The 26195-nt window shown below is 58.1% G+C and carries 21 protein-coding genes; 10 read left to right on the forward strand and 11 right to left on the reverse strand.

What is annotated here, in order from left to right:
- The 5 genes from EOV40_RS01930 (at position 1) to EOV40_RS01950 (ending at position 5653) form a co-directional block, all read left to right on the forward strand.
- Entirely contained in the window at positions 1 to 1695 is a 1695-nt protein-coding gene (locus EOV40_RS01930) for a thiamine pyrophosphate-dependent enzyme (protein ID WP_128104895.1), read from the forward strand.
- A gap of 31 nt (positions 1696 to 1726) precedes the next feature.
- Positions 1727 to 2470: a (Fe-S)-binding protein gene (locus tag EOV40_RS01935; protein WP_128104896.1), complete on the forward strand. Its 744-nt coding sequence runs from the start codon at positions 1727 to 1729 to the stop codon at positions 2468 to 2470.
- Entirely contained in the window at positions 2467 to 3870 is a 1404-nt protein-coding gene (locus EOV40_RS01940) for a lactate utilization protein B (protein WP_003624973.1), read from the forward strand. Before EOV40_RS01935 ends, EOV40_RS01940 begins: the two co-directional genes overlap by 4 nt.
- Positions 3867 to 4457: a LutC/YkgG family protein gene (locus tag EOV40_RS01945; RefSeq protein WP_003624971.1), complete on the forward strand. Its 591-nt coding sequence runs from the start codon at positions 3867 to 3869 to the stop codon at positions 4455 to 4457. The genes EOV40_RS01940 and EOV40_RS01945 overlap by 4 nt, the downstream gene beginning before the upstream one ends.
- 191 nt (positions 4458 to 4648) lie before the next feature.
- Entirely contained in the window at positions 4649 to 5653 is a 1005-nt protein-coding gene (locus tag EOV40_RS01950) for a multidrug resistance efflux transporter family protein (protein WP_128104897.1), read from the forward strand.
- Between the two features lie 66 nt (positions 5654 to 5719).
- On the opposite strand, the gene murA is transcribed toward EOV40_RS01950, so the two are convergent.
- The 9 genes from murA to dxs form a co-directional block, all read right to left on the reverse strand.
- Positions 5720 to 6982 (reverse strand): UDP-N-acetylglucosamine 1-carboxyvinyltransferase, encoded by a 1263-nt coding sequence (gene murA, locus EOV40_RS01955; RefSeq protein WP_128104898.1) that lies wholly within the window; start codon positions 6980 to 6982, stop codon positions 5720 to 5722.
- 8 nt (positions 6983 to 6990) lie between these two features.
- A complete protein-coding gene (dcd, locus tag EOV40_RS01960; RefSeq protein WP_012812446.1) occupies positions 6991 to 7545 on the reverse strand; it encodes a dCTP deaminase in 555 nt (184 codons plus the stop codon).
- Entirely contained in the window at positions 7536 to 7766 is a 231-nt protein-coding gene (locus tag EOV40_RS01965) for a hypothetical protein (protein WP_003624963.1), read from the reverse strand. The genes dcd and EOV40_RS01965 overlap by 10 nt, the downstream gene beginning before the upstream one ends.
- A 106-nt stretch (positions 7767 to 7872) precedes the next feature.
- Positions 7873 to 9678: a carbohydrate porin gene (locus tag EOV40_RS01970; protein WP_050819193.1), complete on the reverse strand. Its 1806-nt coding sequence runs from the start codon at positions 9676 to 9678 to the stop codon at positions 7873 to 7875.
- A gap of 288 nt (positions 9679 to 9966) precedes the next feature.
- The gene (gene hpnK / locus EOV40_RS01975) at positions 9967 to 10854 is read right to left on the reverse strand and encodes a hopanoid biosynthesis-associated protein HpnK (RefSeq protein ID WP_003630033.1); all 888 of its coding nucleotides are present in this window, start codon (positions 10852 to 10854) and stop codon (positions 9967 to 9969) included.
- 99 nt (positions 10855 to 10953) lie between these two features.
- Positions 10954 to 12384 carry a hopanoid biosynthesis associated radical SAM protein HpnJ gene (gene hpnJ, locus EOV40_RS01980; RefSeq protein ID WP_019088455.1) on the reverse strand — a complete coding sequence of 477 codons (1431 nt, stop codon included), beginning with the start codon at positions 12382 to 12384 and terminating at the stop codon, positions 10954 to 10956.
- Positions 12385 to 12517: 133 nt separating this feature from the next.
- Positions 12518 to 13687 carry a bacteriohopanetetrol glucosamine biosynthesis glycosyltransferase HpnI gene (hpnI, locus tag EOV40_RS01985; RefSeq protein WP_128104899.1) on the reverse strand — a complete coding sequence of 390 codons (1170 nt, stop codon included), beginning with the start codon at positions 13685 to 13687 and terminating at the stop codon, positions 12518 to 12520.
- A 76-nt stretch (positions 13688 to 13763) separates the two neighbouring features.
- Positions 13764 to 14417: an ABC transporter substrate-binding protein gene (locus tag EOV40_RS01990; protein ID WP_128104900.1), complete on the reverse strand. Its 654-nt coding sequence runs from the start codon at positions 14415 to 14417 to the stop codon at positions 13764 to 13766.
- A 3-nt stretch (positions 14418 to 14420) separates the two neighbouring features.
- Positions 14421 to 16448 (reverse strand): 1-deoxy-D-xylulose-5-phosphate synthase, encoded by a 2028-nt coding sequence (gene dxs / locus EOV40_RS01995; protein ID WP_087651752.1) that lies wholly within the window; start codon positions 16446 to 16448, stop codon positions 14421 to 14423.
- Positions 16449 to 16871: 423 nt separating this feature from the next.
- On the opposite strand from dxs, the gene hpnH reads away from it, so the two are divergent.
- Both hpnH and EOV40_RS02015 read left to right on the forward strand, forming a co-directional pair.
- Positions 16872 to 18083 carry an adenosyl-hopene transferase HpnH gene (gene hpnH, locus EOV40_RS02010; protein ID WP_050819197.1) on the forward strand — a complete coding sequence of 404 codons (1212 nt, stop codon included), beginning with the start codon at positions 16872 to 16874 and terminating at the stop codon, positions 18081 to 18083.
- Positions 18084 to 18243: 160 nt separating this feature from the next.
- Complete coding sequence (locus tag EOV40_RS02015; RefSeq protein WP_080986744.1) at positions 18244 to 19626, forward strand: hemolysin family protein; 1383 nt, start codon at positions 18244 to 18246, stop codon at positions 19624 to 19626.
- 120 nt (positions 19627 to 19746) lie between these two features.
- Here EOV40_RS02015 and EOV40_RS02020 read toward each other — a convergent pair whose 3' ends face one another.
- Both EOV40_RS02020 and EOV40_RS02025 read right to left on the reverse strand, forming a co-directional pair.
- Positions 19747 to 21708 (reverse strand): transglycosylase SLT domain-containing protein, encoded by a 1962-nt coding sequence (locus EOV40_RS02020; protein WP_128104901.1) that lies wholly within the window; start codon positions 21706 to 21708, stop codon positions 19747 to 19749.
- A gap of 224 nt (positions 21709 to 21932) precedes the next feature.
- Positions 21933 to 22787, reverse strand: a complete 855-nt coding sequence (locus EOV40_RS02025; protein ID WP_128104902.1) for a uracil-DNA glycosylase — start codon at positions 22785 to 22787, stop codon at positions 21933 to 21935.
- 156 nt (positions 22788 to 22943) lie between these two features.
- On the opposite strand from EOV40_RS02025, the gene EOV40_RS02030 reads away from it, so the two are divergent.
- From EOV40_RS02030 to EOV40_RS02040, 3 genes are all read left to right on the forward strand, one after another.
- A complete protein-coding gene (locus EOV40_RS02030) occupies positions 22944 to 24806 on the forward strand; it encodes a tetratricopeptide repeat protein (RefSeq protein WP_128104903.1) in 1863 nt (620 codons plus the stop codon).
- A complete protein-coding gene (locus EOV40_RS02035) occupies positions 24803 to 25708 on the forward strand; it encodes a 4-(cytidine 5'-diphospho)-2-C-methyl-D-erythritol kinase (RefSeq protein WP_128104904.1) in 906 nt (301 codons plus the stop codon). The genes EOV40_RS02030 and EOV40_RS02035 overlap by 4 nt, the downstream gene beginning before the upstream one ends.
- Before the next feature lie 89 nt (positions 25709 to 25797).
- Complete coding sequence (locus EOV40_RS02040; RefSeq protein ID WP_050820326.1) at positions 25798 to 26193, forward strand: hypothetical protein; 396 nt, start codon at positions 25798 to 25800, stop codon at positions 26191 to 26193.
- The last annotated feature ends 2 nt before the right edge of the window (positions 26194 to 26195 follow it).

Consider the following 26195-nt stretch of genomic DNA (forward strand, 5'->3'; position numbering starts at 1 on the left):
ATGGCAGTAACATCTGTAGAAACAGCAGGCGGCAAAACCCGGCGCGGTGCAGCGGTTTTGCTGGAAGTGCTGCGGAGCGAAGGGGTTGAATACATATTCGGCAACCCCGGCACTACGGAACTGCCGCTGATAGATGCCCTGCTGGAAGTGCCCAACGTGCATTACGTGTTGGGCCTTCAGGAAGCCAGCGTGGTGGCCATGGCAGATGGTTACGCGCAGGCCGCCCGCAAACCGGGCTTTCTTAACCTGCATACGGCAGGTGGTTTGGGCCACGGCATGGGCAATCTGCTCAATGCCAGTGTTTCGCAAACCCCATTGGTGGTGACTGCCGGGCAGCAGGATTCCCGCCACACCATTTCTGATCCGCTTCTGTTTGGTGATCTGGTGCAGATTGCCCGCCCCGCCGTAAAATGGGCGCAGGAAGTGGCTCATGCAGATCAGCTTCCTGTTTTATTGCGCCGCGCTTTTCATGATTCCACCGCAGCCCCCACAGGGCCGGTGTTTCTGTCACTCCCCATGGATGTGATGGAAGAAATGAGCAGCGTGGATATTGGTGAGCCCTCCAATATCAACCGTCAGGCCGTGGCAGGTGGGCTGCCAGAACTGGCGCAAGCTCTTACAGCCCTGCGCCCCGGCAAGGTGGCCATTATTGCGGGGGATGAGGTGTATGCCTCGGATGCCGCAGATGAAGTGGCTGCTGTGGCAGAGTGTTTGGGTGCGCCGGTTTATGGCTCATCATGGCCATCGCGCATTCCGTTTGCCACGGCGCATCCGCTGTGGTGCGGCAACCTGCCCACACAGGCCACCGGTATTGCGGAAAAACTGAGCGGGTACGATGCCATTTTCGCATTGGGTGGCAAATCCCTCATTACCATTCTGTACACAGAAGGCCCGGCCCTGCCGCCATCCTGCGCGGTGTATCAGATGTCTTCCGATGTGCGGGATCTGGGGCGCACGTTCTGGACGCCGCTTTCCGTGGTGGGGGATATTCGCGCATCCTTGCAGGCGTTGTTGCCCATGTTGCAAAAGGCGGCAGCCCCGCAGCGTGTTGCCTATGCGGCATCGGGCCAGAAGGTGGCGGAAGCCCGGCGCGCGCAGCGTGCGCAGGCTGTGGCAGAGGTATTGGCCCATCCGGCAGATGCCGTTATTTCCCCCCGCGTTGCAGCGTGGGAGACGGTGCGTGCCATTGGCCCGGATATTGCCATTGTGGATGAAGCCATTGCCACTTCATCCGATGTTCGGTTATTTTTAGAAAGTGCATGGTCTGCCCAGTATTCCTTCCTGCGGGGTGGCGCACTGGGCTGGGGCATGCCTGCGGCTGTTGGGGCCTCACTTGGCCTTGGGCGGGATAGAGTTGTCTCACTGGTGGGGGATGGGGCAGCCCTGTATTCCCCACAGGCTTTGTGGACAGCCGCACACGAAAAGCTGCCCGTTACTTTTGTTGTGATGAACAATCGCGAGTACAACGTGCTCAAGAACTTCATGCGGCAGCAAAACAACTATATCTCTGCGCAGGAGGGGACATATCCCGCCATGGATATTGTTGATCCACAAATAGACTATCAGGCTTTGGCCCGGTCCATGGGGGTGCCTTCCAGCAGAGTAACGCGGGCGGCAGATATTGCGCCCACGCTGGAAGCAGCATTAGCGACCGATGGCCCCACGCTTGTTGAAATTATGATTGCAGCGGGCTGAGAGTGTCTGGCTGCAAAAACCGGGGGTGCGTATGAAAATCGGGTTGTTTATTCCCTGTTACATAGATGCGTTTTATCCAAACGCAGGGATTGCCACGCTGGAACTGCTGGAAAAGCTGGGCCAGGATGTGGAATACCCCATGGAACAAACCTGCTGCGGCCAGCCAATGGCCAATTCAGGCTGTAACCGGGATGCTGCCTCTGCTGAGGCGCTGTTTGTCAAACTCTTTGCCAAATACGATGCCATTGTTATGCCGTCTGGCAGTTGCACCCACCATGTGCGGGACAACTTTGATGCCATTCCGCAAACGGATGAAGTGCGGCATGTGCGTGAAAACACCTTTGAACTGGTGGAATTTCTGCACGATGTGCTGAAGGTGCAAGATTTCCCTTGGGCGGAATTCCCGCACAAGGTGGGCCTGCATAACAGTTGCGGCACCCTGCGCGCCCTGCGTACGGCCAGCATGTCTGAACTGGGTGAGCCTTTCTTCTCCAAACCGATGGATCTGCTTTCCAAGGTGAAGGGTATTTCCTTCGCCCATCCCAAACGGCCAGATGAATGCTGCGGTTTTGGTGGCACCTTCTCGGTTACGGAAGAAGCCGTTTCCGCCAAAATGGGGGTGGATAAGGTAACCGATCACCACAATGCCGGGGCGGAATACATTGTTTCTGCCGATACGTCCTGCATGATGCACCAGCAAGGGTGTGCGGAACGGGCCGGGGTTCCCATCCGCTTCATTCACATTGCTGAAATTCTGAATGGAGCACGGGAATGAAGGTTAAACCAGTCAACCACGCCAAGGCGGCGGAAGAGTTCATTGAAGACGTTGCTCATGAAAGCTTTCATGACGAACGCCTGTGGGACCTGCGCCAGAAGCGTGATGAGCAGATGCACATTCTGCCGGAATGGCAGGAACTGCGCACCCGTGCTTCCCAGATCAAGGAACACACGCTGGCCAACCTGCCCGAATATCTGGAGCAGTTTGAGGCCAACGCCAAAAAGAACGGCATTCATGTTCACTGGGCAGCCGATGGTGCGGAACACAACCGCATAGTTGGTGAAATTCTGGAAAAACACGGCGCCAAATCGCTTATCAAAAGTAAGTCGATGGTGACCGAAGAATGCCAGATGCGCGAATATCTGGAACCACGCGGCGTTACGGTAACCGAGACAGACCTTGGTGAACGTATCCAGCAGCTTGATAACCAGATGCCCAGCCACATTGTGGTGCCAGCCGTACACAAGCTGATACCAGACGTGGCCAAGATTTTTGCCGAGCACTATCACACAGACCCGAACGACAACAGCGCGCAGTCTCTGGCATGGCAGCAGCGTCTGGCTGCGCGCCCGGTCATTCTGTCTGCCGATGCGGGCATGACAGGCGGCAACTTTGTTGTGGCCGAAACAGGCTCCTTCGTTGTCTGCACCAATGAAGGCAATGCGGACCTAAGCGCTACGGTGCCGGGCCTGCATATTGCCACTATCGGGATCGAACGCCTTGTGCCGCGCATGGCGGATATGGGTGTGTTTATCCGCCTGCTTTCCCGCAGTGCGCTGGGCTCTCCCATTACGCAGTACACCACGCACTTCCGTGGCCCGCAAAAGGGCAGCGAAATGCACGTGGTGCTGGTGGATAATGGCCGCTCCCACCGCCTTGGCATGCAGGATTTCTGGACATCGCTGAAGTGTATCCGCTGCGGTGCGTGCATGAACACCTGCCCGGTGTATCGCCGTTCCGGTGGTCTGTCCTACGGTGCCGTGTATTCCGGCCCGATTGGCGCAATTATTGATCCCACCTTTAACGAGCGCAAATACAGCACGCTGCCGTTTGCTTCCACCATGAACGGAAGCTGCACCAATGTGTGCCCGGTCAAGATCAACATTCACGAGCAGCTGTATAAATGGCGGCGCGTACTGGCCGAACATCATGAACTGCCGTTTGTAAAACGTGAGATCATGCACATGGCTGGCAAGCTTATGGGCCAGCCCAAGCTGTACCGTGCAGCCATTAACGGTACGGAAGTGGCGCTGAGCACCATGCCACGTTTTGTGCTGTATAACTGGCTGAACCCGTGGGGCAAGCACCGTGAACTGCCGCACCCCGTCAAAACTACCTTCAACAGCTGGTACAAGAAAAACCGCCTGAACAAGCAGAAGGAAGGGGAAAAAGCATGAGCTCGCGTGATGCCATTCTAGCCCGTTTGCGGGATAACCGCCCAGACCCCAACGCCCATCCGCTGCCCCCCGTTGCCAAGCTGGGGGATATGGATGCAGGCAAGGCGCGTTTTGAAAACAGCCTGCAAATTATTGGCGGCCAGGTTCTGGAACGGCAGGAAAATGATACGCTGGCAACAGCTATTGCCCGCACCTTTCCGGATTCCAAGGTGATCTGCTCTGCCGTGCCGGATTTTGAAGGCACAATCCGGATTGAAGATCTGGATTCCCCACAGCAGGCGGCCTCGGTGGATGTGCTGGTGGTGCGCTCACCTTTCGGCATTGCCGAAATGGGCTCCATCTATCTGAGCGAAGCGCAGTTGAATAACCTGAACTCCGCAGCGCATCTCACGCAGCATATTGTGGTCATTCTTTCCCCCAAGAATCTGACCGCAAACATGCATACCGCTTATATGGACCGCCCCGAGTTCCATACCGCCAATTACGGTGTGCTGATGAGTGGGCCTTCCGCCACGGCGGATATTCAGGGTGTTCTGGTGCGTGGTGCACAGGGCGTGCGCACGCTTTCCGTGTGGTGGGAAGACTAAACCCTACCAGCCTGAAAAGAGCGTTTCTTCAAAAGCCGGAGCGGGGCATCAGCCTGCTCCGGCTTTTTTGTATGTGCGCAGCAGGCGGTGCGCTCTTGTATTATTCGTTAACACATCGCACAGAATAAAGGGCAGGCTTTGCCTGTTCGTGGTTGAAAAGTGTGGTGTGGGGATAAAACAGGGGCGCAGATATGGTGGAGAAAAACACAGCAGCAGCGCCCATTCTGGCAGGCGCAGGCATACGGCATGGTGGCACGGGGGCGCCTCGGCTTATCGGGTTGGGGCTGGTGGCCTCGGCGTTGTTTTCTGTCACCTTTGTGCTTAATCGTTCTATCAGCCTGCATGGCGGGCACTGGGTGTGGAGTGCCGCACTGCGGTATATTGAAACCGCTTTGCTGCTGTTGGTGTGGGGCTTTGTGGCCAAAGGCGCGCGCTGGGTGGGGGCAATCTGGCACCTGTTCTGGCAAAAGCTGCGCTTCTGGCTGGTGGCAGGAGGCATTGGGTATGGTGCCTTTTACGCGTGCTGCTGCTTTGCGGCCAATCATGCGCCCGGCTGGATAGTTGCGGCCACATGGCAAAGCACCATTCTGGCCACACCTGTGGTGCTATGGGCTTTTGGTGGTAAGGTGCCCTTACGCGGTGTGGCGTTTCTGGTGCTAATTTTTGCCGGCATCGTTATTCTTAATGCAGGGCGGCTGCAATCTGGCGTGCCACTGGCACAAATTGCCTCTGGCGTGGTGCCGTTGCTGGTGGCGGCGTTCTGTTACCCAATTGGCAACCAGTTGCTTAATCGGTTCCGGCATCAGGCGGGGCCACACGCTGCACTGTTGCAAGATCCACTGGCCGCTGTTTTGTTAATGACACTTGGCGCCCTGCCATTTTTTGCGGGGCTTTTGTTACTGGTGCGCCCCCCATTGCCAGATATGGGGCAGATAATATCCACGGGCCTGATTGCGCTGTTTGCAGGCTGCTTGGCCACACCACTATTTACCTATGCCCGCAACCTTTCATCAGATCCGTATCTGATTGCCGCCGTGGATGCCACACAGGCGGGAGAGGTTGGGTTTACATTGGCGGGGGAAGCCCTGCTGCTTGGCAGCGTTTCACTGGGAATGGCAGATTACGTGGGCCTTATGGCCGTTATGGGTGGCCTGATTGGCTTTGCCGTAAGCGAGGAAACTGCGCCTGAAGCCTGAATACAAAAACGGGTGGAAGCATTGCTGCCACCACCCGTTTTTAAAACGCGATGTTGTGAGCGGGGTTTAGTCCCGCACACGCTCAATCTGTGCGCCACAGGCGGCCAGTTTGCGTTCCACAGCCTCATATCCCCGGTCTAGGTGATACACGCGGCTGAGGATGGTTTCCCCATGCGCGGCAAGCCCTGCCAGAATGAGCGAGAAAGATGCCCGCAGATCGGTCGCCATAACAGGTGCGCCAGAAAGGCTGTGCACGCCGCGGATAATGGCGGAAGACCCATGCACGTTAATGCGTGCGCCCATGCGGTTAAGCTCTGGCACATGCATGAAACGGTTTTCAAAAATGGTTTCCGTAATCATGGAGGCCCCTTCGGCCACAGAAAGCAGCGCCATAAACTGGGCCTGCATATCTGTAGGGAAGCCGGGGTAGGGTTCTGTCATGATATCAATGCCACGCAGTGCACCGGTGCGGCGCACGCGCATGGCATTGCCTTCCTGCGTCACTTCCACGCCGGTTTCTTCCAGCGCGCGCACCACAGCGCCCAGATGGTCCACATGCCCATCAATCAGGCGCAGGTCCCCCCCCGTAATGGCGGCGGCGCAGGCATAGGTGCCGCATTCAATGCGGTCTGGCATAATGCGGTGGTGGGCCCCGTGCAGGGCTTCTACGCCATCAATGGTAATGGTGCCGGTGCCCGCGCCAGAAATACGTGCACCCATGGCGTTCAGGCAGTTGGCCAGATCCACCATTTCCGGCTCACGCGCGGCATTCACAATTTCCGTGCGCCCTTTGGCAAGGGTGGCGGCCATCATGATGTTTTCCGTAGCCCCAACAGAGGCAAACGGCAGAATAACCCGCTCGCCCTTTAGCCCCTTGGGGGCCTTGGCGTTGATATAGCCGTTTTCCAGCGTAATTTCTGCGCCCAGAGTTTCCAGCCCCCGAAGGTGCATATCCACCGGGCGCGTGCCAATGGCACACCCACCGGGAAGGGAAACGCGAGCTTCATGGCAGCGGGCCAGCAGGGGGCCAAGCACCAGAATGGAGGCACGCATTTTGGAAACAATGTCATACGGTGCTTCGGTGTTGGTAATGTCACCGCCAACGGAAATGGTGGAACCATCACCGTTTACGTCTTGCACTTCCAACCCATGCTGGCGCAGCAGGGCGCGCATGGTGCCAATATCTGCAATGCGCGGCACGTTGGAAAGCACCAGCCGTTCAGATGTCAGCAGCCCGGCCACCAGCAGTTTCAGGCCTGCGTTCTTGGCGCCGCCAATAGTAATTTCGCCGTGCAGGGGGCGTCCGCCCCGGATGATGAAACGATCCATGGTCTTTCTTACATCCGCGGGGTGGCAACGCCACGCTGGCCCATATACTTGCCGGCACGGTCTGCGTAGCTGACTTCACACGGGCTTTCACCCTTGAAGAACAGGAACTGGCAGATGCCTTCATTGGCATAAATGCGGGCGGGCAGGGGGGTGGTGTTGCTGATCTCGATCGTCACCTGTCCTTCCCATTCCGGTTCCAGCGGGGTGACGTTGACGATAATGCCGCAGCGCGCATAGGTGGATTTGCCCAAACACACCACCAGTACATCCCGCGGAATACGGAAGTATTCAATAGTATGTGCCAGCACAAAGCTGTTGGGCGGAATAATGCATACATCGGCCCGGCGGGAAACAAAGCCATCCGGGCTGAAGTTCTTGGGGTCCACAATGGCGTTGTTTACATCCGTAAAAATACGGAAATCATCCGCCACGCGGGCATCATACCCGTAGGAGGAAAGACCGTAGGAAATAACGCCTTCGCGCTTCTGGTTTTCCACAAACGGTTCAATCATGCCGTGGTCCTGAGCCATCTGGCGGATCCATGTATCTGGCATCACGGGCATGTCTTGTCTTCTCCGGTAGGGTGGCGGTTTTGTGCGCCGGGTTCAGAACTGGTGGGGGTGGCAGAATCTGTTGAGTCCTGCCGGGTGCGTGCCTGTTCCTTGCGGCGGCGCAAATTGGCACGCAGCGCCGCAGCCTGCCGGGCCATACGCTCGGCGCGGGCAGCTTCCGCTTTAGAGGAAAGGCGGGGGCCGGAAGATGTGTTTTCGGGCGTATCAGTCATGCCGGTATGCAGCAGGCCAGTCGCGTAGGTTGAACGTTCGACAGGCTGACTAGCAGAGGCAGTCCGCCCTGACTAGGGCAGACTGCATGCGTATGGGCAAAACCTGCTAGAGGTTGGCAATAACCTTAAGGCCCATCATGCCCGCATTGCGGATTTTATGTGTTTCACCGGGGTGAATCATGTACTGGAACTCTGGCTGCACCAGCAGGCCGGGCAGGGCATCAATACCGTAATAGGCCTCAATCACGTCAGACGAATGCTGCACGCCATACACACCACTTGGCAGGCCGTATCCGCCATCCAGCGCGAGCTGCTCACTCTGCCGCCGCCGGTTGCTGACCTTGTACCATGAGAACATCATGCCCAGACGGTCCGTCATGCGAGAGGGAATCACCCCTACAAGGGAGATACCGCCGTACAACTGGTCAGACACATTCACGGCGCGCGGGGTCACATGGATGTAGCCGCCCATCAGGTAGCCACCGGCCATCATGTTACGGCCACCAAGGCGGTACACCATCTGGTCTGCTTCCAGCCAGAACATGTCAGACGGGGCAGAGCGTGCGCCGGGCACCTGTGCGGCAACGGCACTTGGCAGGGCCGAGCCAATTTTATCGGCATAGCGCGTGGTATCATGCGCGTAGCCCAGCACGTAATGCCCCGGCAGGCGGTTGCGTGTTAAAAACGGCTGCCACGTAAATTCGATGGGCAGGGAAATACCGGTGGCGTGTTCCGCCCCCCACGCCCAGCCGGAGGGGTTCTCGTTCAATGCGCCCACAGAATACGCGCCAATCTGGATAGCCGTATCCCATGTGGGGCGGAAGCGGATGCGCGCCCCCCATGTGGCTTTTGGATACACGCTCATGCCCGGATTCTGTTTGATGGCTACAGGCGCAGAACACGTCACCATGAACGAGCAGAGCAGAGGCGATGTTGCAAACACATGGGTGAGCGACATACGCCCGAAAATGACATCGAGCGTGTTGTTGCGGAATTTCTTTTCAGCATACAAGTCCACCAAGTGGGCCACCACGTTGCCGGAAAGAGAATACACTTCCTGCAAGCCAACGTAGGATTCGCCCACGCGCGGGCCCTGAATGGCCTTGCCTGCACGTTCCATCACCAATGTATGCACAGACCACCCGCCCAGTCTGGGGTCCATTTTGCCCAGATCGAAAATGGCCTGAAGGGTGAGTTCGTGCACATAACTGGTGCCTTTTTCCCCCGGTCGGCCACCGGCAAACAGGCCGTTGGCTTCGCCCTTATAGGTGAAGGAAAAGGTAAAGCCTTTTTCGCGCAGCCGGTTTCGGAATGGGCTGAGCTGCGGAATAAGCGCGCCAGACCCCGCCGTGGGCACGTAGTACGGATCATTCAGATCCGTATCTCGCAGTGCATCCAGGCTGGGGGGCAACATGCGTGAAGGGCCTTCTGTAGCCAGAATGGAATCCAGCTCCACCTTATGAAAGGCCGAGGCGTCGCCCGATGGGCCCACAGGCTGCACGCTCATGGTGGCCATACCGGGAAACGGCAGAACAGGCACACCGCTGGGCGGGATAGGCGTGTTGGGTGGCCGCCGAATGGCGTTAAGATCCGGGCCGAGGGATTCTGCATCCAGCGGGCGGCCTGCCTGCGCGGGGCCTGCGTGTACCTTGTTATCTCCGGGCGTTACAATTGCATCGGATACAGGTGCCACGGCCGTTTGGGCCGTAAGCGGAGATGTGGTGGTGCTTTGCGCCTGTGCCGCATTGTGTGCGCCAACAGGCAATACAACAGCCGCGCAACCTGCAAGCAGCGCAGAAAGGGCGGTAGAAAATGCACGCCCGGGCATATCATGCTCCGCTTTATGGCGGCATGTTTTTGAAAAAGTCATTCCGCTTCCCGCAAAATCATGAGTGTCGGAAATGTTGACCACAATGCTGATAAGGAAAAAGCTCCGCAGAGCTTGCCTGTCTGTTTAAGGCAGCATGGTGAGCCAGCGCAGATAGGTGGACAATTCACCTTTTAGCGCAAAGGCAGCGGATGAACGCAAAGCACGAGGGCTGAAGATGAAAGGCATGGGACAAACCATTATTGTTATTTTTGGTTGTTGGCCCCTCATCACAAACAGAAGCGCTGTGTGTGGTCAAGTTGGTATTTGTAATAATATTTCCTAAAACTGTATAAAAATGAAATAAAAGCCAATAACGGGATGCATTTTTTGTTATAACGGTAATTTTGCAACAGGTGGCACATTGTCCTGTGGCATTTCTAAATCCTGCCAGCCGCAAAGCTGCGCATGGGCATGTTCCAACCCGGCCCGAAAGCCCGGAGAACACAAAGCTTTGAACTCGGCTTCCTGCTCATAAGTTGGCATCAGCCTTTTCAGCAGGGCATTTTTATGTGTGGCGGGGTGGAAATAGATTTCAGAAACACCTTCGGGCAGATGCGCGGCCAGCGCGGCCACGCGGTCTGTTGTCATGTGGCCGCTCCATGCCAGCCCAAAGCACCAGTCATTTGTTTTCATGCCCGCAGCATGGGCCTGATGGCGCAAAAGGCTTGTCCAGCGGCGGAGGGCGGCATCACCCAGCGTGTCTGTATAGGTGCCAGCGGCGTAAAGGGGTTCGGGCGGTTCTAGCGGCACGCGCACGGCATTGAGCCCATAGCGTTTGCCAATGGTGACAAGCAGGTGCCCCACCGTGGGGTGCAGGTGCATGTGTTTGTGGGCATTGGCATGGTCTAACCGCAGGCCAGTGCGGCGGAAGGCTTCAAACTGGGCGGTAATTTCGGCTTCCAGTTCTCTCCGTCCTTCAGGGCGGAAAAAGTAATCAACCCCCAAGCCAAATTGCGAGGATGAAAACCATCCATCGGGCTGGGTAATAAGCGGCAGGCTGGTATGGGGCAGAACAGCGGGGCCTTCTATCACCACAAGGTGCAGGCCAACGTTAAGGGTAGGCAGGCGTTTGGCGCGTTCTATGGCGTCATCCACAGCCTCACCCGCAACCATAAGGCTGGCTGTTGAAAGCAGGCCATTGCGATGGGCAAGTTCGATTGCCTCATTCACTTCAACAGACATGCCGAAATCATCGGCAGAGATAATGGCGCGTTTCATAACAGAACCCCTGATCTTGCTCCGGCAGTATCTAGCACCGGCAGGGGGGAAATGTCATGGGCGGAGGCATTTTGCCCCCGCCCATGTGGCATGCGTAGGTTACGCAGCATCCTTACGGTTTTTAAGGAACTGGAAGAACTCCACACCTTCACGCAGGCGGCGCTTCATCATCTGCGGAGAACGCACCATTTCACCCAGGATGGAGGCAATCTTGGGCGCGCGGAAGTAGAACTTCTTGTAGAAGTCTTCCACACTGTTGAAGATTTCTGTGTGGGACAGGTGCGGGTAATGCAGCGGTGCAATCTGCACGCCGTTATCATCCAGCAGTTCTGCGTTGTTTTCATCCAGCCAGCCGTTTTCCGTGGCCTGCTTGTGCAGGGCCGTGCCCGGATACGGCGCCGCCAGAGAAACCTGCAACGTGTGCGGGTTGATTTCCTGCGCGAAGCGGATGGTTTCCTGAATGGTTTCCTTGGTTTCACCCGGCAGACCCAGAATGAAGGTGCCGTGAATTTTAATGCCAAGTTCGTGGCAGTTCTTGGTGAACTCACGCGCTACTTCAACGCGCATACCCTTCTTGATGTTATGAAGGATCTGCTGGTTGCCGCTTTCATACCCAACCAGAAGCAGGCGCAGGCCGTTGTCACGCAGCACTTTCAGTGTTTCGCGCGGCACATTGGCTTTTGCGTTACAAGACCACGTAACACCCAGCTTGCCCAGTTCACGCGCAATGGCTTCTGCACGCGGCAGGTCATCGGTGAAGGTGTCATCGTCAAAGAAGAACTCTTTCACCTGCGGGAAGTACTGCTTGGCCAGACGGATTTCAGCCGCAACGTGCTGCGGGCTGCGTGTGCGGTAGCGGTGGCCACCCACCGTTTGCGGCCACAGGCAGAACGTGCAGCGAGATTTACAGCCACGGCCCGTGTAGATGGAAATGTAGGGGTGCATGAGGTACCCGATAAAGTAGTCCTCAATACGCAGGTCCCGCTTGTACACTTCGGTCACGAAGGGCAGGCTGTCCATGTCTTCAATCATGGCGCGGTCACGGTTGGCAATAATTTCGCCATCCTTGTTGCGCCACGTAATGCCGTCTACGTCCTTAAAATCACGGCCTTCGGCAATTTCCTTGATTGTGTAATCAAATTCATTGCGGGCCACAAAATCAATCGGCGCGCCTTTCAGCAGGCTTTCTTCTGGCTGAACGGCAACCTTTGCACCCACCATCCCGATTTTCAGGTTGGGGTTCACGTCTTTGAGCATCTGCGCCACTTCCACATCCTTGGCGAAGGATGGGGTGGAGGTGTGCAGAATAACCAGATCGCGGTTTTTAACGTCTTCCAGAATCGGTTCCATGCCAATGCCTGCGGGCGGGGCATCAATCAGGCGGCTGCCTTCAACCATTGCTGCAGGCTGGGCCAGCCATGTCGGATACCAGAAGGACTTGATTTCGCGCCGTGCCTGATAGCGCGAGCCTGCGCCACCATCAAAACCGTCAAAAGTCGGGGGCTGCAGGAAAAGTGTTCTCATCGTCATCGGTTTTTATCCTGACAAGGGCGTGAAGCGGTTGGAGCCGGCAAAAAAAGCGGTCTGCAAGGCTTCCATGGTCATTTAGCTGAGGGATTTACTCTGGGCTGTTAGCATAAGGCAAGTTTTGCGTGCGCCGGGTTTACTGTCTGGCGGAAAGACCACCAGATGAAGGGGGGCCAACCGGGTGTGGGGCCACATGCATGGTTTGCCCCCGCCAGTGCACTTCTGTGCCGGAAGCGCTGCCCACCATAATGGCGGCAGAAAGCCAGTCCCGCGCAGGTAAAAGCAGAAGCGGCCATAGCGGGCGAGACCCCACAGTGCGGTCTATCATCAACGCGGTAAGGCAGCGAAAGCCCCATACACCCCAGAAAAAAGGGAGTGTCCACGCAGCATGGGGCTGGAACAAGACCACCAATGTAGCCCAGAACAGTGGAAGCTGGATTGAAGAGGCCGCATAGCCCGCAGGTGCAAGCGTGCAGACTGTGCGGCCCCATCTGAGCTCATGCTTTAACAATTCTGTAAAATTGGATTCGGCAATAGTGGTCCATGTTAGGCAGTCGGCAATGGTAATATCCATGCCCAACTGGCGCACAAGGCGGCCTAACAGTGCATCATCCGCCACATGTGGCAGCAGGGCTTCCAGCCCACCCACCTGTTCCAGCGTTTCACGCCGCAGGGCCATGGTGGCGCCCAGACAGTCCTGCCGCCCCAGATAGCGCGAGAGAATGACGCCGGGCAAAAAGTTATGGTTGATCTGGCAGGCTGCCAGCATCTGCACCACAGTATGCTTGGCAGGTAGACCGGCATACAGGGTGGTAACCAGCCCGGTGTTGGGTGTGTTTAGCCCAGCCACGATATGTTGAAGATAATCGGGGCTGACATGAATATCAGAATCGGAAATAACCAGAATATCGTGCTTGGCTTGCGGCAGGATATTCATAAGGTTGCTGATTTTGCGGTTTAGCCCGTGCAGCACGGGGTTCACCACCAAATCCAAATCCAGTTCCGGGTGGCGTTCTTGCAGGCGGCGCACAATGGCTATGGCCGGATCATCTGCATCGCGCACGCCAAACAGAATCTGCACTTGTGGGTAATCCTGCGTACAAAAGCTTTCCAGCGCTTCTTCCAACAGGGGTTCAGAGCCATAAAGTGGCTTTAAAACGGTAACCGGTGGGCTGTTTTCAAGAACAACCGGCTTATGCTCCTTGCGGCGGAAACGGGCCAGAAGGCCCGCCCCCAAAGCAGATTGCACGCAGCCGGTAACAGCCAGTACCGCGCTGGCCGCAGCTAGAAACGGAAAGGCGGACATTACACCTCAACCGTTTTATGGCCCCGTGGGGGCGCTGGTTTCTTTCCGCTGCGGCGCACGATGCTGCTTCTCGCTCTTAATCTTTGGAGTAACTCTGAACCTTGCGGTTCAGCACGTTGATCAAACCCTGCACACCGCCAGAGTTCAGCGTGGAGCTGAAGTCAGACCGCTGAGCAGCTGCCTGGCTGATGCGGGAATCGCTCAGCAGCACATCAGTAATTTTCCATGCACCACCTTCGTTGTGCATGATGTAGCTTACAGCCGTGCCGGGCATGCTGTCATCAGACCCGATATGGGTTTCTACAATCTTGCCACCGCCAGCAGGCGCATCCGTAACAGACGGAGAGATGGTAAAGCGTGCGCCAGAACCGGGCTTAAAGCTGGAGACATAGCGCGCAATGGTGAAGTTGCGGAAAGCTGCCAGCAGGTTCTGCTTGTCGCTCGGGCTCAGGCTGTCATAGCGCAGGCCAACAGAGGCTTTCAGTACGGCTTCAAGATCATAAGCCTGATCTACCGCACCAGCCACCATCTGGCTGCGTTCAGCAAAGCTGCTGTGCGCGTTCTGAACCTGATCCAACGCTTTGTACAGCGACTGGATAGGCGCGCTTACGGCACTTGCCGGAGCAGACTGGGCAAAAGCTGCCGGAGCGGAAATGCCAGCGCCAGCAACCGGAAGGAGGGCCATGGTCATACCAAACACAAGGCCTGCACGAATTGAAAAGCGTTTCATGGCTTAAGATTTTGTCCCGGTTGCGCGGTTTGGCAAGATCGCTTCAAGCATGTCACCGATGCCCAACGCGCTTAGAGCGGTTCCGACGATGTGTGGTGCGGAGAGGCCGGCCTCGGCGTATTGGGCGGCCTGGGTGTTATGGTCGATGAAGCGGTCTGGCAGGGTGAGGGGGCGGAAACGCACGTTATCGAGCAGGCCGGTGCGGGCCAGATGGTGCCCGACAAGGGAGCCAAAGCCACCTTCCGAACCTTCCTCAATGGTAATCAGCACGGCATGGTTGCGGGCCAGATTTTCCACCAGTTCCGTATCAAACGGCTTGGCAAAGCGGGCATCCGCCACGGTGGGCGGCAGGCCACGGGCGGCCAGCATGTCTGCGGCTTTCAGGCACTCGGCCAGACGCGGGCCAAGCGAGAGAATGGCCACGCCACCTTTTTCCGGCCCGGACTGCCCACCCATTTCACGGATGATGCGGCCTTTGCCAATTTCCAGCGGTGTGCCTTCTGCGGGCAGGTCCAGCCCAAGGCCACTGCCACGCGGGTAGCGCAGGGCAATCGGGCCTTCATCAAACAGGGCGGCGGTGGCCGTCATGTGCAGCAGTTCCAGCTCATCCGATGGGGCCATGATGGTCATGCCCGGCAGGCAGCCCAGATAGGCAATGTCGAAGGAACCTGCATGGGTGGCGCCATCGGCGCCCACCAGTCCGGCGCGGTCAATGGCAAAACGCACGGGCAGCTTTTGCAGCACCACATCGTGCATCACCTGGTCATAGGCGCGCTGGAGGAAGGTGGAATAGATGGCGCAGAACGGGCGCAGCCCTTCAGTGGCCATGCCGGCTGCAAAGGTTACGGCATGCTGCTCGGCAATGCCCACATCAAAAAACCGGTCCGGGTAGGCCTTGGCAAAGGCATCCAGCCCCGTGCCAGAAGGCATGGCGGCGGTAATGGCGGCAATCTTGTTATCGGTGGCCGCACGGCGTGTGAGCTCGCGGGAGAACACGGAGGTGTAGCTTGGCGGGCCTGCGGGGCCTTTTTTCTGCTCACCGGTGACCACGTTGAACTTGGCAACGGCGTGATACTTGTCTCCGGCTTTTTCGGCTGGCTGATAGCCGTGGCCTTTTTCCGTGATGACATGCAGCATGATGGGGCCGTTATCCGTATCGCGCAGGTTGCGCAGGATAGAGACCAGCTGCGGCAGATCATGCCCATCCACGGGGCCAACGTAGTAAAAGCCCAGCTCTTCAAACAGCGTGCCGCCGGTAATCATGCCGCGGGCATATTCATCGGCCTTGCGGGCCGTGCGTTCTACAGGGGCGGGCAGTTTTTTCACAAACTTGCCGGCCAGTTCGCGCAGCCCCATGAACTTGCGGGAAGACATCAGGCGCGACAGGTAGTTCGACATGGCCCCCACAGGCGGGGCAATGGACATCTCGTTGTCGTTCAGGATGACAATCAGCCGTTCCGCACCGGGGCCGGCCACGGCGGCGTTGTTCATGGCCTCATACGCCATGCCGGCGGAAATGGAGCCATCGCCAATCACGGCAATCACATTGCGTTCGCGGTAGCTGGGGTCTTCCTCCGCCCGCAGGTGGTGGGCCACGGCCATGCCGAGTCCGGCGGAGATAGAGGTGGAGGAATGGGCCGCGCCAAACGGATCGTATTGGCTTTCTGCGCGGCGGGTAAAGCCGGACAGGCCGCCCGGTTGGCGCAGGGTGCGAATGCGGTCACGCCGGCCGGTCAGAATCTTGTGGGGGTAGGCCTGGTGGCCCACATCCCAGATCACCTTGTCATCTGGGGTATCAAACACCGCATGCAGGGCAACCGTCAGCTCCACAACACCCAAGGAAGCCCCAAGGTGCCCCCCTGTGGTGGAAACCGCGTCCACCGTCTCGGCCCGCAGTTCATCCGCAACCTGCTTGAGCTGCTCAACCGAGAGATTGCGCAGGTCCGCCGGATACTCAACCCGGTCCAGCGCAGGAAAACGCCCTAACGTCGGAATCGGTGAAGGCGCGCTCTTGTCCTGAGAACTGTCCATGCGATCGTTTCCATCTTTTTGTTGCGGGCTGCTGTCTGGTATCTGGGCGGATGACGCAACCCGGAGTGTGTCTTACGCCGCGTTTGCATGCCGACAGACATCGCGATCCGATGGCATGTGGTTTAATGTTTCACGCAAGAACGCAAGTATTGAAACAAAACAAGCCGGCGAATGTGGCCTTTTTGCAACAGGACTGTGAAAACACTTGAGCTTGACAAACCACACAACATATATGCAGGCCAATGTCTTCTTTCATGCGTGGCCGCGTAACGCGTGTATTCAGTATTCTGTCTGACCACCTGATGGTTCAGGGCGGAAATACTTGCCGCGGGTAACACGGCCGCGTTTCTTGTTACACACTGAACTGACCAAGTTCTTTCCAGTCACGATACGGGCGTAAGTGATGCGCCGGAGCGGGGGTTTATGGCCGTACCGATAATGCAGGCCGTCAGGGTCGGCAAATATGTCGTCACACAGCATCTCAAGAAGCGGAAGCGTTATCCGCTTGTGCTGATGCTTGAGCCGCTTTTCCGCTGCAATCTGGCATGCGCAGGTTGCGGGAAGATCGACTACCCGGCTGCCATTCTCAACCAGCGCATGACCGTGCAGGAATGCATGGATGCGGATGCCGAAGCAGGCGCGCCCGTTGTGGCTGTGGCCGGCGGTGAACCGCTGCTGCACAAGGAAATGCCGCAGATTATCCGCGGTCTGATTGCGCGTAAGAAATACGTTTACCTGTGCACGAACGCCCTGCTGCTTGAAAAGAAGATGGATGAATATGAACCATCCCCCTTCTTCTCTTGGGATGTGCATCTGGATGGTGACAAAACCATGCACGATTCCTCCGTCTGTCAGGATGGGGTGTATGAACGTGCCGTGGCCGCCATCAAGAAGGCCAAGGAACGTGGGTTCCGCGTTTCCATCAACTGCACCCTGTTTGATGGCGCAGACCCGCAGCGCGTTGCCAATTTCTTTGATGAAGTGATGGCAATGGGCGTGGACGGAATCATGACCGCACCGGGTTATGCCTACGAACGCGCACCGGATCAGGAACACTTCCTGAACCGCCAGAAAACCAAGCAGCTGTTCCGCGATATCTTCCGTTTGGGCAAAGGCCACAAATGGCGGTTTACGCAGTCTCCGCTGTTCCTGAACTTCCTGGCGGGGAACGAGCAGTACCACTGCACGCCGTGGGGCAAGCCGCTGCGTAACGTGTTTGGCTGGCAGCGCCCGTGCTATCTGCTGGGTGAAGGCTATGCCAAGTCCTTCCGTGAGCTGATGGACGATACGAAGTGGGATGATTACGGCACCGGTAACTACGAAAAATGCGCTGACTGCATGGTGCATTCCGGTTACGAATCCACCGCTGTTATGGATGCCGTGCGTCGGCCTTGGCACATTGCCAAAGTGGCGCTGTTTGGCCCGGAAACAGAAAAGCCAATGGCCCCGGAAATCTCGCTGGCCAACCAGCGCCCGGCCCAGTACGTCTTCTCCAAACAGGTGGAAGAACAGATGGAAGCCATTGCAGCACGCAAGCCTGCAAAGGCCCCACGTGTGAAGGTGATTCGCACAGCCGAAGGCGCGAACGATGCCCCGGCAGCAAAGCCAGCAGTAGAAGCCACTGCGGCAGACTGATCGGGCCTTCCGAATCGGGTTTTAAAAAGGGGCGGTTCCCGCAAGGGGCCGCTCTTTTTTTGTCTTTCCCCTTCAAAACATACCGAATTGGTCCGCTTTATCTGGAAGGCAGGCATACGGTTGCCGCATAAGGCAATCAGCGTTCCCGTATGGCCCAGCTGTGGCTTTGGGGGAAATCATCCCCTATTCTGCCCGCCAGAAACCCGCCACGCGGGTACCCTACACAGAGGGCATATCGTTTTTCATGGCACTTTCCATTCTTGTCATTTTCTTTCTGGTGTTGCTGAACGCCGTGTTCGCCATGGGGGAACTTGCGCTTATTTCCGTGCGTATTCCCCGTTTGGCCATGTTGCAGGAACAAGGCGTGCGCGGGGCCGAACGGGCCATGCGCCTAGCGGAAGACCCCCAAATCTTCCTGCCCACGGTGCAGGTGGGCATGACACTGGTTTCCATTCTGGAAGGCACATTTGGTGGGGTGCAGATAGAAGCGCACCTTACCCCCATGCTGGAGCGTATTCCGGCCATTAAACCCATTGCGCCCCAGCTTTCCATGATTGTGGTGGTGGTGCTGATTACGGCCATCATGCTGGTGCTGGGTGAGCTTGTGCCCAAGCAGCTGGCCCTGCGTGAGCCAGAAAGAGTGGCGGCCCGTCTGGCCATGCCGCTGGAACTTCTGGCCAATGCTACCCGCCCTGTGGTGTGGCTGCTGCGCCAATCTTCCAACATCGTGCTGCGGCTGATGGGCGCGGCAGATGCCGTAAACCAGACGCTGACGGAAGAAGAGCTGAAAGCCTACATTGCCGAAGGCGCACGCTTGGGCGTTCTGGAGCATGAAGAACGCACCATGATCGAACGTCTGCTGCGTCTGGCGGACAGACCCGTGCGTGCCATCATGACCCCCAGAAACGAGCTGGTGTGGATAGATCGCCATGCCGGGCGCGAAGCGCTGGTGCAGGCGCTCAAGCAAACCACTTATGCGCGCCTTGTGGTGTGCGAAGGTGGGGTGGATAACCCGGTAGGCGTGGTTCTGGCCAAGGATATGCTGGACCGTGTTCTGGACGGCATGCCGGCTTCCATAGAGGCCGGTTTGCGCCCGATGGTGGTGGTGCCAGACAGTATTTCCGCGCTGGATATGCTGGAACGCATGCGGAGCATCCCGCTGGGCATGGCCTTTGTGTTTGATGAATACGGGGCGTTTGAAGGCATTGTCACGGCGTCTGACCTGTTTGACGCCATTGTGGGTGAAACCTCGCACGAGCCTCAAAAACTCACGCGCCTGCATACAGAACCGGCCCCAGATGCCGTGCTGATGCTGGATGGCACGGAATCCGCCGATGAAGTGAAGGACCGTCTGGCCCTGAAAACCCTGCCCGAAGAAGGCAGCTATCATACGTTGGGTGGGCTTATTCTGGCCCTTCTGCGCCGTGTGCCAGCAGTGGGTGACAAGGTGGCTTACGAGGGCTGGTTGTTCGAGGTGCTGGAAATGGAAGGCCGCCGTGTTTCCCGCGTGCGGGCCAGCAGGCAGCCTCTGGCGGAAAACTGAACAAAGCTACACGGGGCAGGCGTTTGGCCTGCCCACAGGCCACAAAAAAAGGGGCGCAGCCGGTTAAAACTGCGCCCCTTTTTGTATGCGATAAGCCGGCTGAACCTGCGCCGCAGACCCTTAGTGAAGGGTGCGGGTGTTCAGCGTATGTGCCAGTGCCTTTTCATCCTCAAAGTCTGGCCACGTGCTTTGGGCCAAGGCTGTAAGGGAGGGTGTGGGCAGCTTCATCTTGGCGGCATACATCCACAGATAGGCGAGGGTGTGGTGCACGTAATCCCGCGTTTCCGTGTTGGGCAGCAGTTCCATGAACAGCAGCGGGTCATTGGCTGCCGGGCCGGTGGCGCTTTCCCAATGTGCAAGGGCAGAAGGCCCTGCATTGTAGCTGGCCAGCAGGCGGATGATATCTCCACCACGTGCCTCTGTGTGGCTGGTCTGGCGTGTTAGCCCGGCCAGATACTGCACATAGCGCTGCCCGATTTCCAGATTGATGCTGGGGTCATGCAGGGCTTCTGCAGAATGCACAAAGTGGTGGTTGATATTGGTGGGGGACTCACTGGTAACAAAATCAGCCGTAAGCGGGCGGATCTGCATCAGCCCATGGGCTCCTGCGCCGGAAACAGCGCGTGGGTCAAAGTTCGATTCCACACGGGCCAGCGCGTAAACAAGGGCGGGGTCCATGGTAAAGCCGTGCCGGGGGCGCAGCAGGGGCAGGGGGGTATCCTCTGCGTTCTGTGCTGTTGCGGCATGGGTGTTCAGGGCATCGGCCATTTCTGTGGCCAGATCATGCAGCCCGGCTGTTTGCGCCACAAGCTGAAAGGCCCGTGCCAGTGTGACGTCTCGCAGGTCTGGCCATGCGCGGCGGATAGCGTTTTCGGCCATTTCCGGCTCACCAACCTGTAGCAGGGCAAACACGCGGCGGCCCACATCTGTGGCGCCTACGGCTTCAATATCAATTTCCGTCAGCACCGGGGCAGAGGACGCGCCGTTATCTGGAGCGGGGCTGTCTTCTAACGGTTTGAAGCCAACAGGGCGTGTATGGGTGCTGGAGGCCGCATGGTCTGCCGGAGCTGGCCGCAGCATACGATAGGCCAGAAGCCCATAGAAGCTACGCGGAAAAGCCGCTGCATGCTGGAGCCAGATGTGCTGCGCATGGATGTTGCCGGTTTTTTCGTGCCCACGTGCGGCCCAGAAGGCGCAGGCGGCCCGCATTTCCGGCATGGCGCGCGGGGCGTGGGAGGCTTTTTCAAAAAACGGAATAGCCTCGGCGTAAGCCTGCTTTTGCCACAGGGCCAGCCCGGTAATGTAGCTGGCCAGCGCATTGCGCTCGCGCGAGATGTTTACGGCCGTGCGGCCAATATCCAGCGCCATATCCGTTTCACCGGAAACCAACATGGCCTGTGCGGTTTCAGCCTGTAGCTGGGCCGCGTAGGCGGGCGTCATGCCCGGTGTAATGCTGATAAGGTGCAACGCACTGTGCACGCCCTTCAGCCCCCATGTGGTGCGTTCGCGCAAGGTGCGGTCCAGCAGGGGGTTACGGGTGAATTCCTGCGCCAGTGGGCCAGCCGCAAGGGCGGCATGGGCTGGGGCCAGATGGTCTGCCGGTGGGGCAGGTGGCAGCGGGCCACCCCGTTCAGGCAGCGCGGCAAGGCGTGCCCATATGGCCGGGGCATCGGCATAGCTGGTGTATTGTTTCAGCCAGTTCCGCAGCTCGGTCGCATTGGGGTGGTAATTCGGGTTCAGGTAACGGTCTGCCTGTAGCTCACCCAGCAGGGTGGCATCTGTCAGATGCGTGGTGCTGCTGATGGCTTCTGTGAACGCACCCTGCTGCTGTAGGCGCAGGATGGCGCGCACCTGAGTGGCAACTTCAGGAGGAAGAGGTTTTGGAAGTGTAACATCATCACCTTCAGGGAAAGCCTGGCGTGGCAGAACCATAGCCAGCTCTTCGCTGTACGGTTCGGGCCCGGCTTCCGGGGGCTTGGCATGGGCTCTCGTCACAACGACGGAAGCGCTGGCCAAAAGGGCGGCACCAGCCAGAATGGCTTTTGCCGCGATCTGATGAGGAATTTGACCTATCGCTCGCATGGCTGGCGGGGTCTAGGCCCTTCCAGCCCAAAAGGCAAGTTTCCTATCTGTAAGAAAAGGGAAAGGTTCTTCAAAAATTGTTGCATTCCCAGCGGTGAATCGCTGGTCAAGGCGGAATAATTTCTATGATTTGTGCAGGTATTCCCACGGTTTGGGGACTGTATTTCTTGCTGACATATTCTGTAACATCTGGCACGCCGTTTACACTTACATGCGCGCGCTGATTACATGCTTTGGCTGTTTTGGCGCAGGGTATCCATCACCGTCATCAGTGTTGTCCATATTTCACGCCGTGCGGAGGGGCTGGCCCGGAGCTGGAGCGGGTGGCGCATACACATAACGGGCAGCGGGGGCAGGCCCGGCAGGGTGATGTCCTGCCAGTTGCGGCGGGGCAGATCCGTGGTTTTGCCAAGCAGCATTCGGGCAGGAAGCCGCCCACATAGCAGCAGCCGCTTGGGTGCAAACAAAGTTATGGCGCGCTCTAAAAAGGGGCGGCAGATGCGCTGGTCCATTTCTGTTGGGGGGGTGCCACCTGCGGGCCGCCAAGGCAGGGCTGTGGCAAGGGCCAGTTGGCTGCGTTCCAACGGCAAGGGGGCCAGCATGGTATCCAGCAGGGTGCCGCATAGGCCCGCAAAAACCTGCCCGCTTCTGTCTTCATCCTCATCTGGGGCTTCCCCAATCAGCATCAGGGGGGCGTTGCGGGGGCCAGAGGGCATAAGGGTGTGCATGGCAGCGCCGCGCAACGGGCATGCCGTAAAGGAATCCATGGCCTGAAACAGCTCTTCTGGCGTGTTGGCGGCTGCGGCAAGGCGCTGTGCCTGTTCCACTGTATCAGCAAAGCTGGTGGGGGCAGGCGGTTGCTGTAGTTGGTTTTGCGTAATCGCGGCAGGCGCTGGTGTTCTGCCGGTTCCGGGCTGCGGGGGTATGTATGGGGGTGTCTGCTGGGGCGTTTTGCCCCGTAGCGGAGGCAACACAAGCCCGGCCCCCGCGTGCCGATGATCGGCCGGGGTATCGGTTACAGCAACATCCACGCCCCATTCGGTATAAAGGCGCAGGAGAGACAGAGCAGCTTCCATCATATAAACCGTATCACAAAGCGGACGGTTTGGTGGTTTGGCGCGGGCGCGTTAGACAAAACCAGTCGTTCATGTCGTTCCTTTCCGCTCTGCCAGAAGGGGCGGTGCATCCGTGGGCGGCCTGCCCGGTTGCCACCGTATCCTGTAGATAGGGTTCTTATGCTGTTTTGTCGCCTTCTGCCTACGGTTTTCATGCTGCTTTCCGCCACTGTGCTGGCTTCTCCGCTGTATGCGGCCCAGCCCGATACATCTGGCGCAGCCCTTAAAGGGGCCGAACCCAAAGCAGATACTGCGGTTATGCATGCGCCTGTCGGGCATGTCGATTCGGGGGCGTTTTTAAGCGCCGTCATTGCCGTGCGCAGGGGGGATGACCTTCAGGCCGCGCGCTCTTTCCGCCAGGCCGCAGCCGCAGATCCGCAGAATATGGAACTGCTGAAACAGGCCTTTGTGCGCAGCGTGATGGCGGGGGATGCCGATGCCGTGCTGCTGGCCCACAAGCTGGATAAGCTGCCCGGCGCGCAGAGCGTGATTTCCGCCCTTGTGCTGGGGAACGATGCCGCCGTGCGCGGTGAGTGGGGCGAGGCGCTGACCTATTACCATCAGGCCCGCACAGACCCGCTGACACATCTTATCATGCCGCTGCTTCTGGCATGGTGTGAGCAGGCGCAGGGCCATGCCAATGAAGCCGTGGAAAGCCTGACCCATATTCAGAAATCCGTGCTGGTGCCGTTTTACACGCTGCACGCCGCTCTGATTGCACAGGTGGCCGGCCAGACAGACCGCGCAGGCCAGCTTTTTGATGAAACGCGCAAGATCATGCCGGGGGGTGATCTGCTGCTCACCCGTTCCTACGCCGCATGGTTGTGGGAGCACGGGCAGAAGGAAAAAGCCCGCGCCGAGCTGCGCAAGCTGGAAGGAGATGATCCGGTTCTGCTGCTGGCTGGCCCGCAGCTTCAGGCCACAATTTCGCACTTTCCGGTTACATCGGCACGTGGCGGGATTGCGCGTGCTTATATTCTTACGGCGTTTTTGCTGCGCCAGCAGGGGCGGGAGCAGGCCCAGCAGGCCGCAGCCACCGGCGGCATGGTGGGGAATGATGCCAACCTCTACCAGTTTAACGAGGCCGCCCGCCTGATGCTGGGCTTTGCCTTGGCCATGGACCCCACATTGGCCGAAGCCCGGCTGATGCTGGCCGAAATCCAGATTGATGAAGACCACGGGGCCGCTGCGCGAGAAACATTGCTGCGCGTGCCGCAGTCTGACCCCATGTCCCCCGTGGCGCGGTTGCGGTTGGCTGTGCTGGATTCCACGCCCGATCAGGCTACCGAGGCTGTCAGCCTGTTGCGTCCGCTTGTGGCCCAGTTGCCCGATCAGATTCTGCTTCAGCGTGCCTTGGGCAATGCGCTGGTGCAGCAGAAAGACTGGAAGGGTGCGATAGCCGCCTATACCAAGGCCATAGACCTTGCCACCGCCCAGAAGGATGTGGATTGGACGCTGCTTTTCCTGCGCGCCATGGTGTACCATGAAATGGGAGATTGGCCCCACGCGCGGGATGATGCCCGTGCCGCACTGGCCTATGCGCCAGACGAATCCATGCTGCTGAACTTTCTGGGCTACTCCATGGTGGAACGGCATGAAAACCTGCCAGAAGCCGAAAAGCTTTTGCGCAAGGCGCACCAGCTTTCCCCCGATGATGCCGCTATTACAGACAGCCTAGGCTGGGTGCGTGCTGAGCGCGGAGACCTGAACGAAGCGCTGGAGCTTTTAGAAAAAGCCGCAGAAAAAACTCCCGAAGACCCGGAAGTGAATTATCATCTGGGCGAGGTTTATTGGCGGCAGGGCCGCAAGACCGAAGCCATAGATCAGTGGAACGTGGCTTTGGGGCTGCACCCCATTCCGTCGGATGAAGTATTGATACGTGCTGCGCTCAAGCGTGCAGGTGTGGAGCCGGATGTGAAAAAGGCAGATCAGGCCGCCCCCGCCAAAGCTGCGCCGCAGGATAAAGGAACACACACGCCATGACAGTTGATGTTCTGGATGTTGCAACCACAACCCTGACAGAAATCGCACCAGCAAAAATCAATCTGTATTTGCACGTTACTGGCCGCCGGCCAGATGGATACCACCTGCTTGATAGCCTTGTGGTGTTTGCCGGTGCAGGAGATGTGCTGCATTATGAGCCGGGCACACAACCGCTGCACCTTAAGCTGGAGGGGCGCTTTGGCCGCGCCCTTGGTGCAGATGCCGCAGGTGCCGATAATCTGGTGATGAAAGCCGCCGCCGTGCTGCGTGATCTGACCGGGCCACAGGCCAATGTGCAGGGTGGTTGCCTTGTGCTGGAAAAAAACCTGCCCGTGGCTTCTGGCATTGGCGGAGGTTCGGCAGATGCGGCCGCGGCCCTACGCCTGCTAAACCGGGCATGGAACACGCAGGTGGATGAACCCACCTTGTTCCGCGTGGCAGAAACACTGGGGGCCGATGTGCCCGTGTGCTTGCTCAGCCAAACCGTGCGGATGGAAGGTATTGGGGAAACCCTGACCCCCGCACCGCGTTTGCCAGAGTGTGGCCTTGTGCTGGTTAATTGCGGGCAGGCTGTTTCCACCCCGGATGTGTTCCGCAAAAGAACCGGCGATTTTGTGCCGCGGGCGGATTTACCACAAAGCTGGCCCAATAGTGCCGCTATGGTGGCCACCCTTAAGGCGCAGGAAAACAGCCTGGAAGCCCCGGCATGCAGCGTATGCCCGCCGGTTAAAAAGGTGTTGGCCGATATTGCGGCGCAGCCAGACTGTCAGTTGGCCCGTATGAGCGGTTCTGGCGCCACATGTTTTGGCGTTTTCCCCACTGTTGAAGCCGCGCGGGAAGCAGCAGACAGGTTGGCAGATGCACATGCCGCATGGTGGGTGTGGGGCGGCGCTCTGGTTTAAGGGGGTTTGCCACCTTATATCAGCATCAGTTTTTTCAGCGGGCCGGAGGGTGCAAGCCTGTTCCGGTCTGGCTGGGTGTAGGAGGTTTTATGTCTTCCAAGCTTGATCTGTCTCTTTCAGCAGACCACACAGAAGTTCATCTTAAGGTGCTAGAGCAGGAAGACCAGCCTGCTGTAGATATTGCGCTTACGGTGGAAGACCTCACACGGCTGATTCAGGTTTTGGGCCAGTGTCGGGAAACGATGCTGGAAGGCAAGGAATTGCCGCCCATAGAAGGGGCTACCTTTACACCCGTTACCCGCACCAAATGGGCGCTCCAGCCCGAAGCCAGCACGGATGGATCTGTTCTGGCCTTTCAGCACCCGGCCTTTGGCCCGGTTGGGCTTGTGCTGCCACCAACAGATGCAGACCGCCTGATGCACGGGCTGCACATGCATCAGCAAATGCGCCAGCAGCCTGCCAAACCGCGCGGGCGTTTAAACTAGGT

This window comes from Acetobacter oryzoeni, assembly GCF_004014775.2.
Classification (GTDB): Bacteria; Pseudomonadota; Alphaproteobacteria; order Acetobacterales; family Acetobacteraceae; genus Acetobacter; species Acetobacter oryzoeni.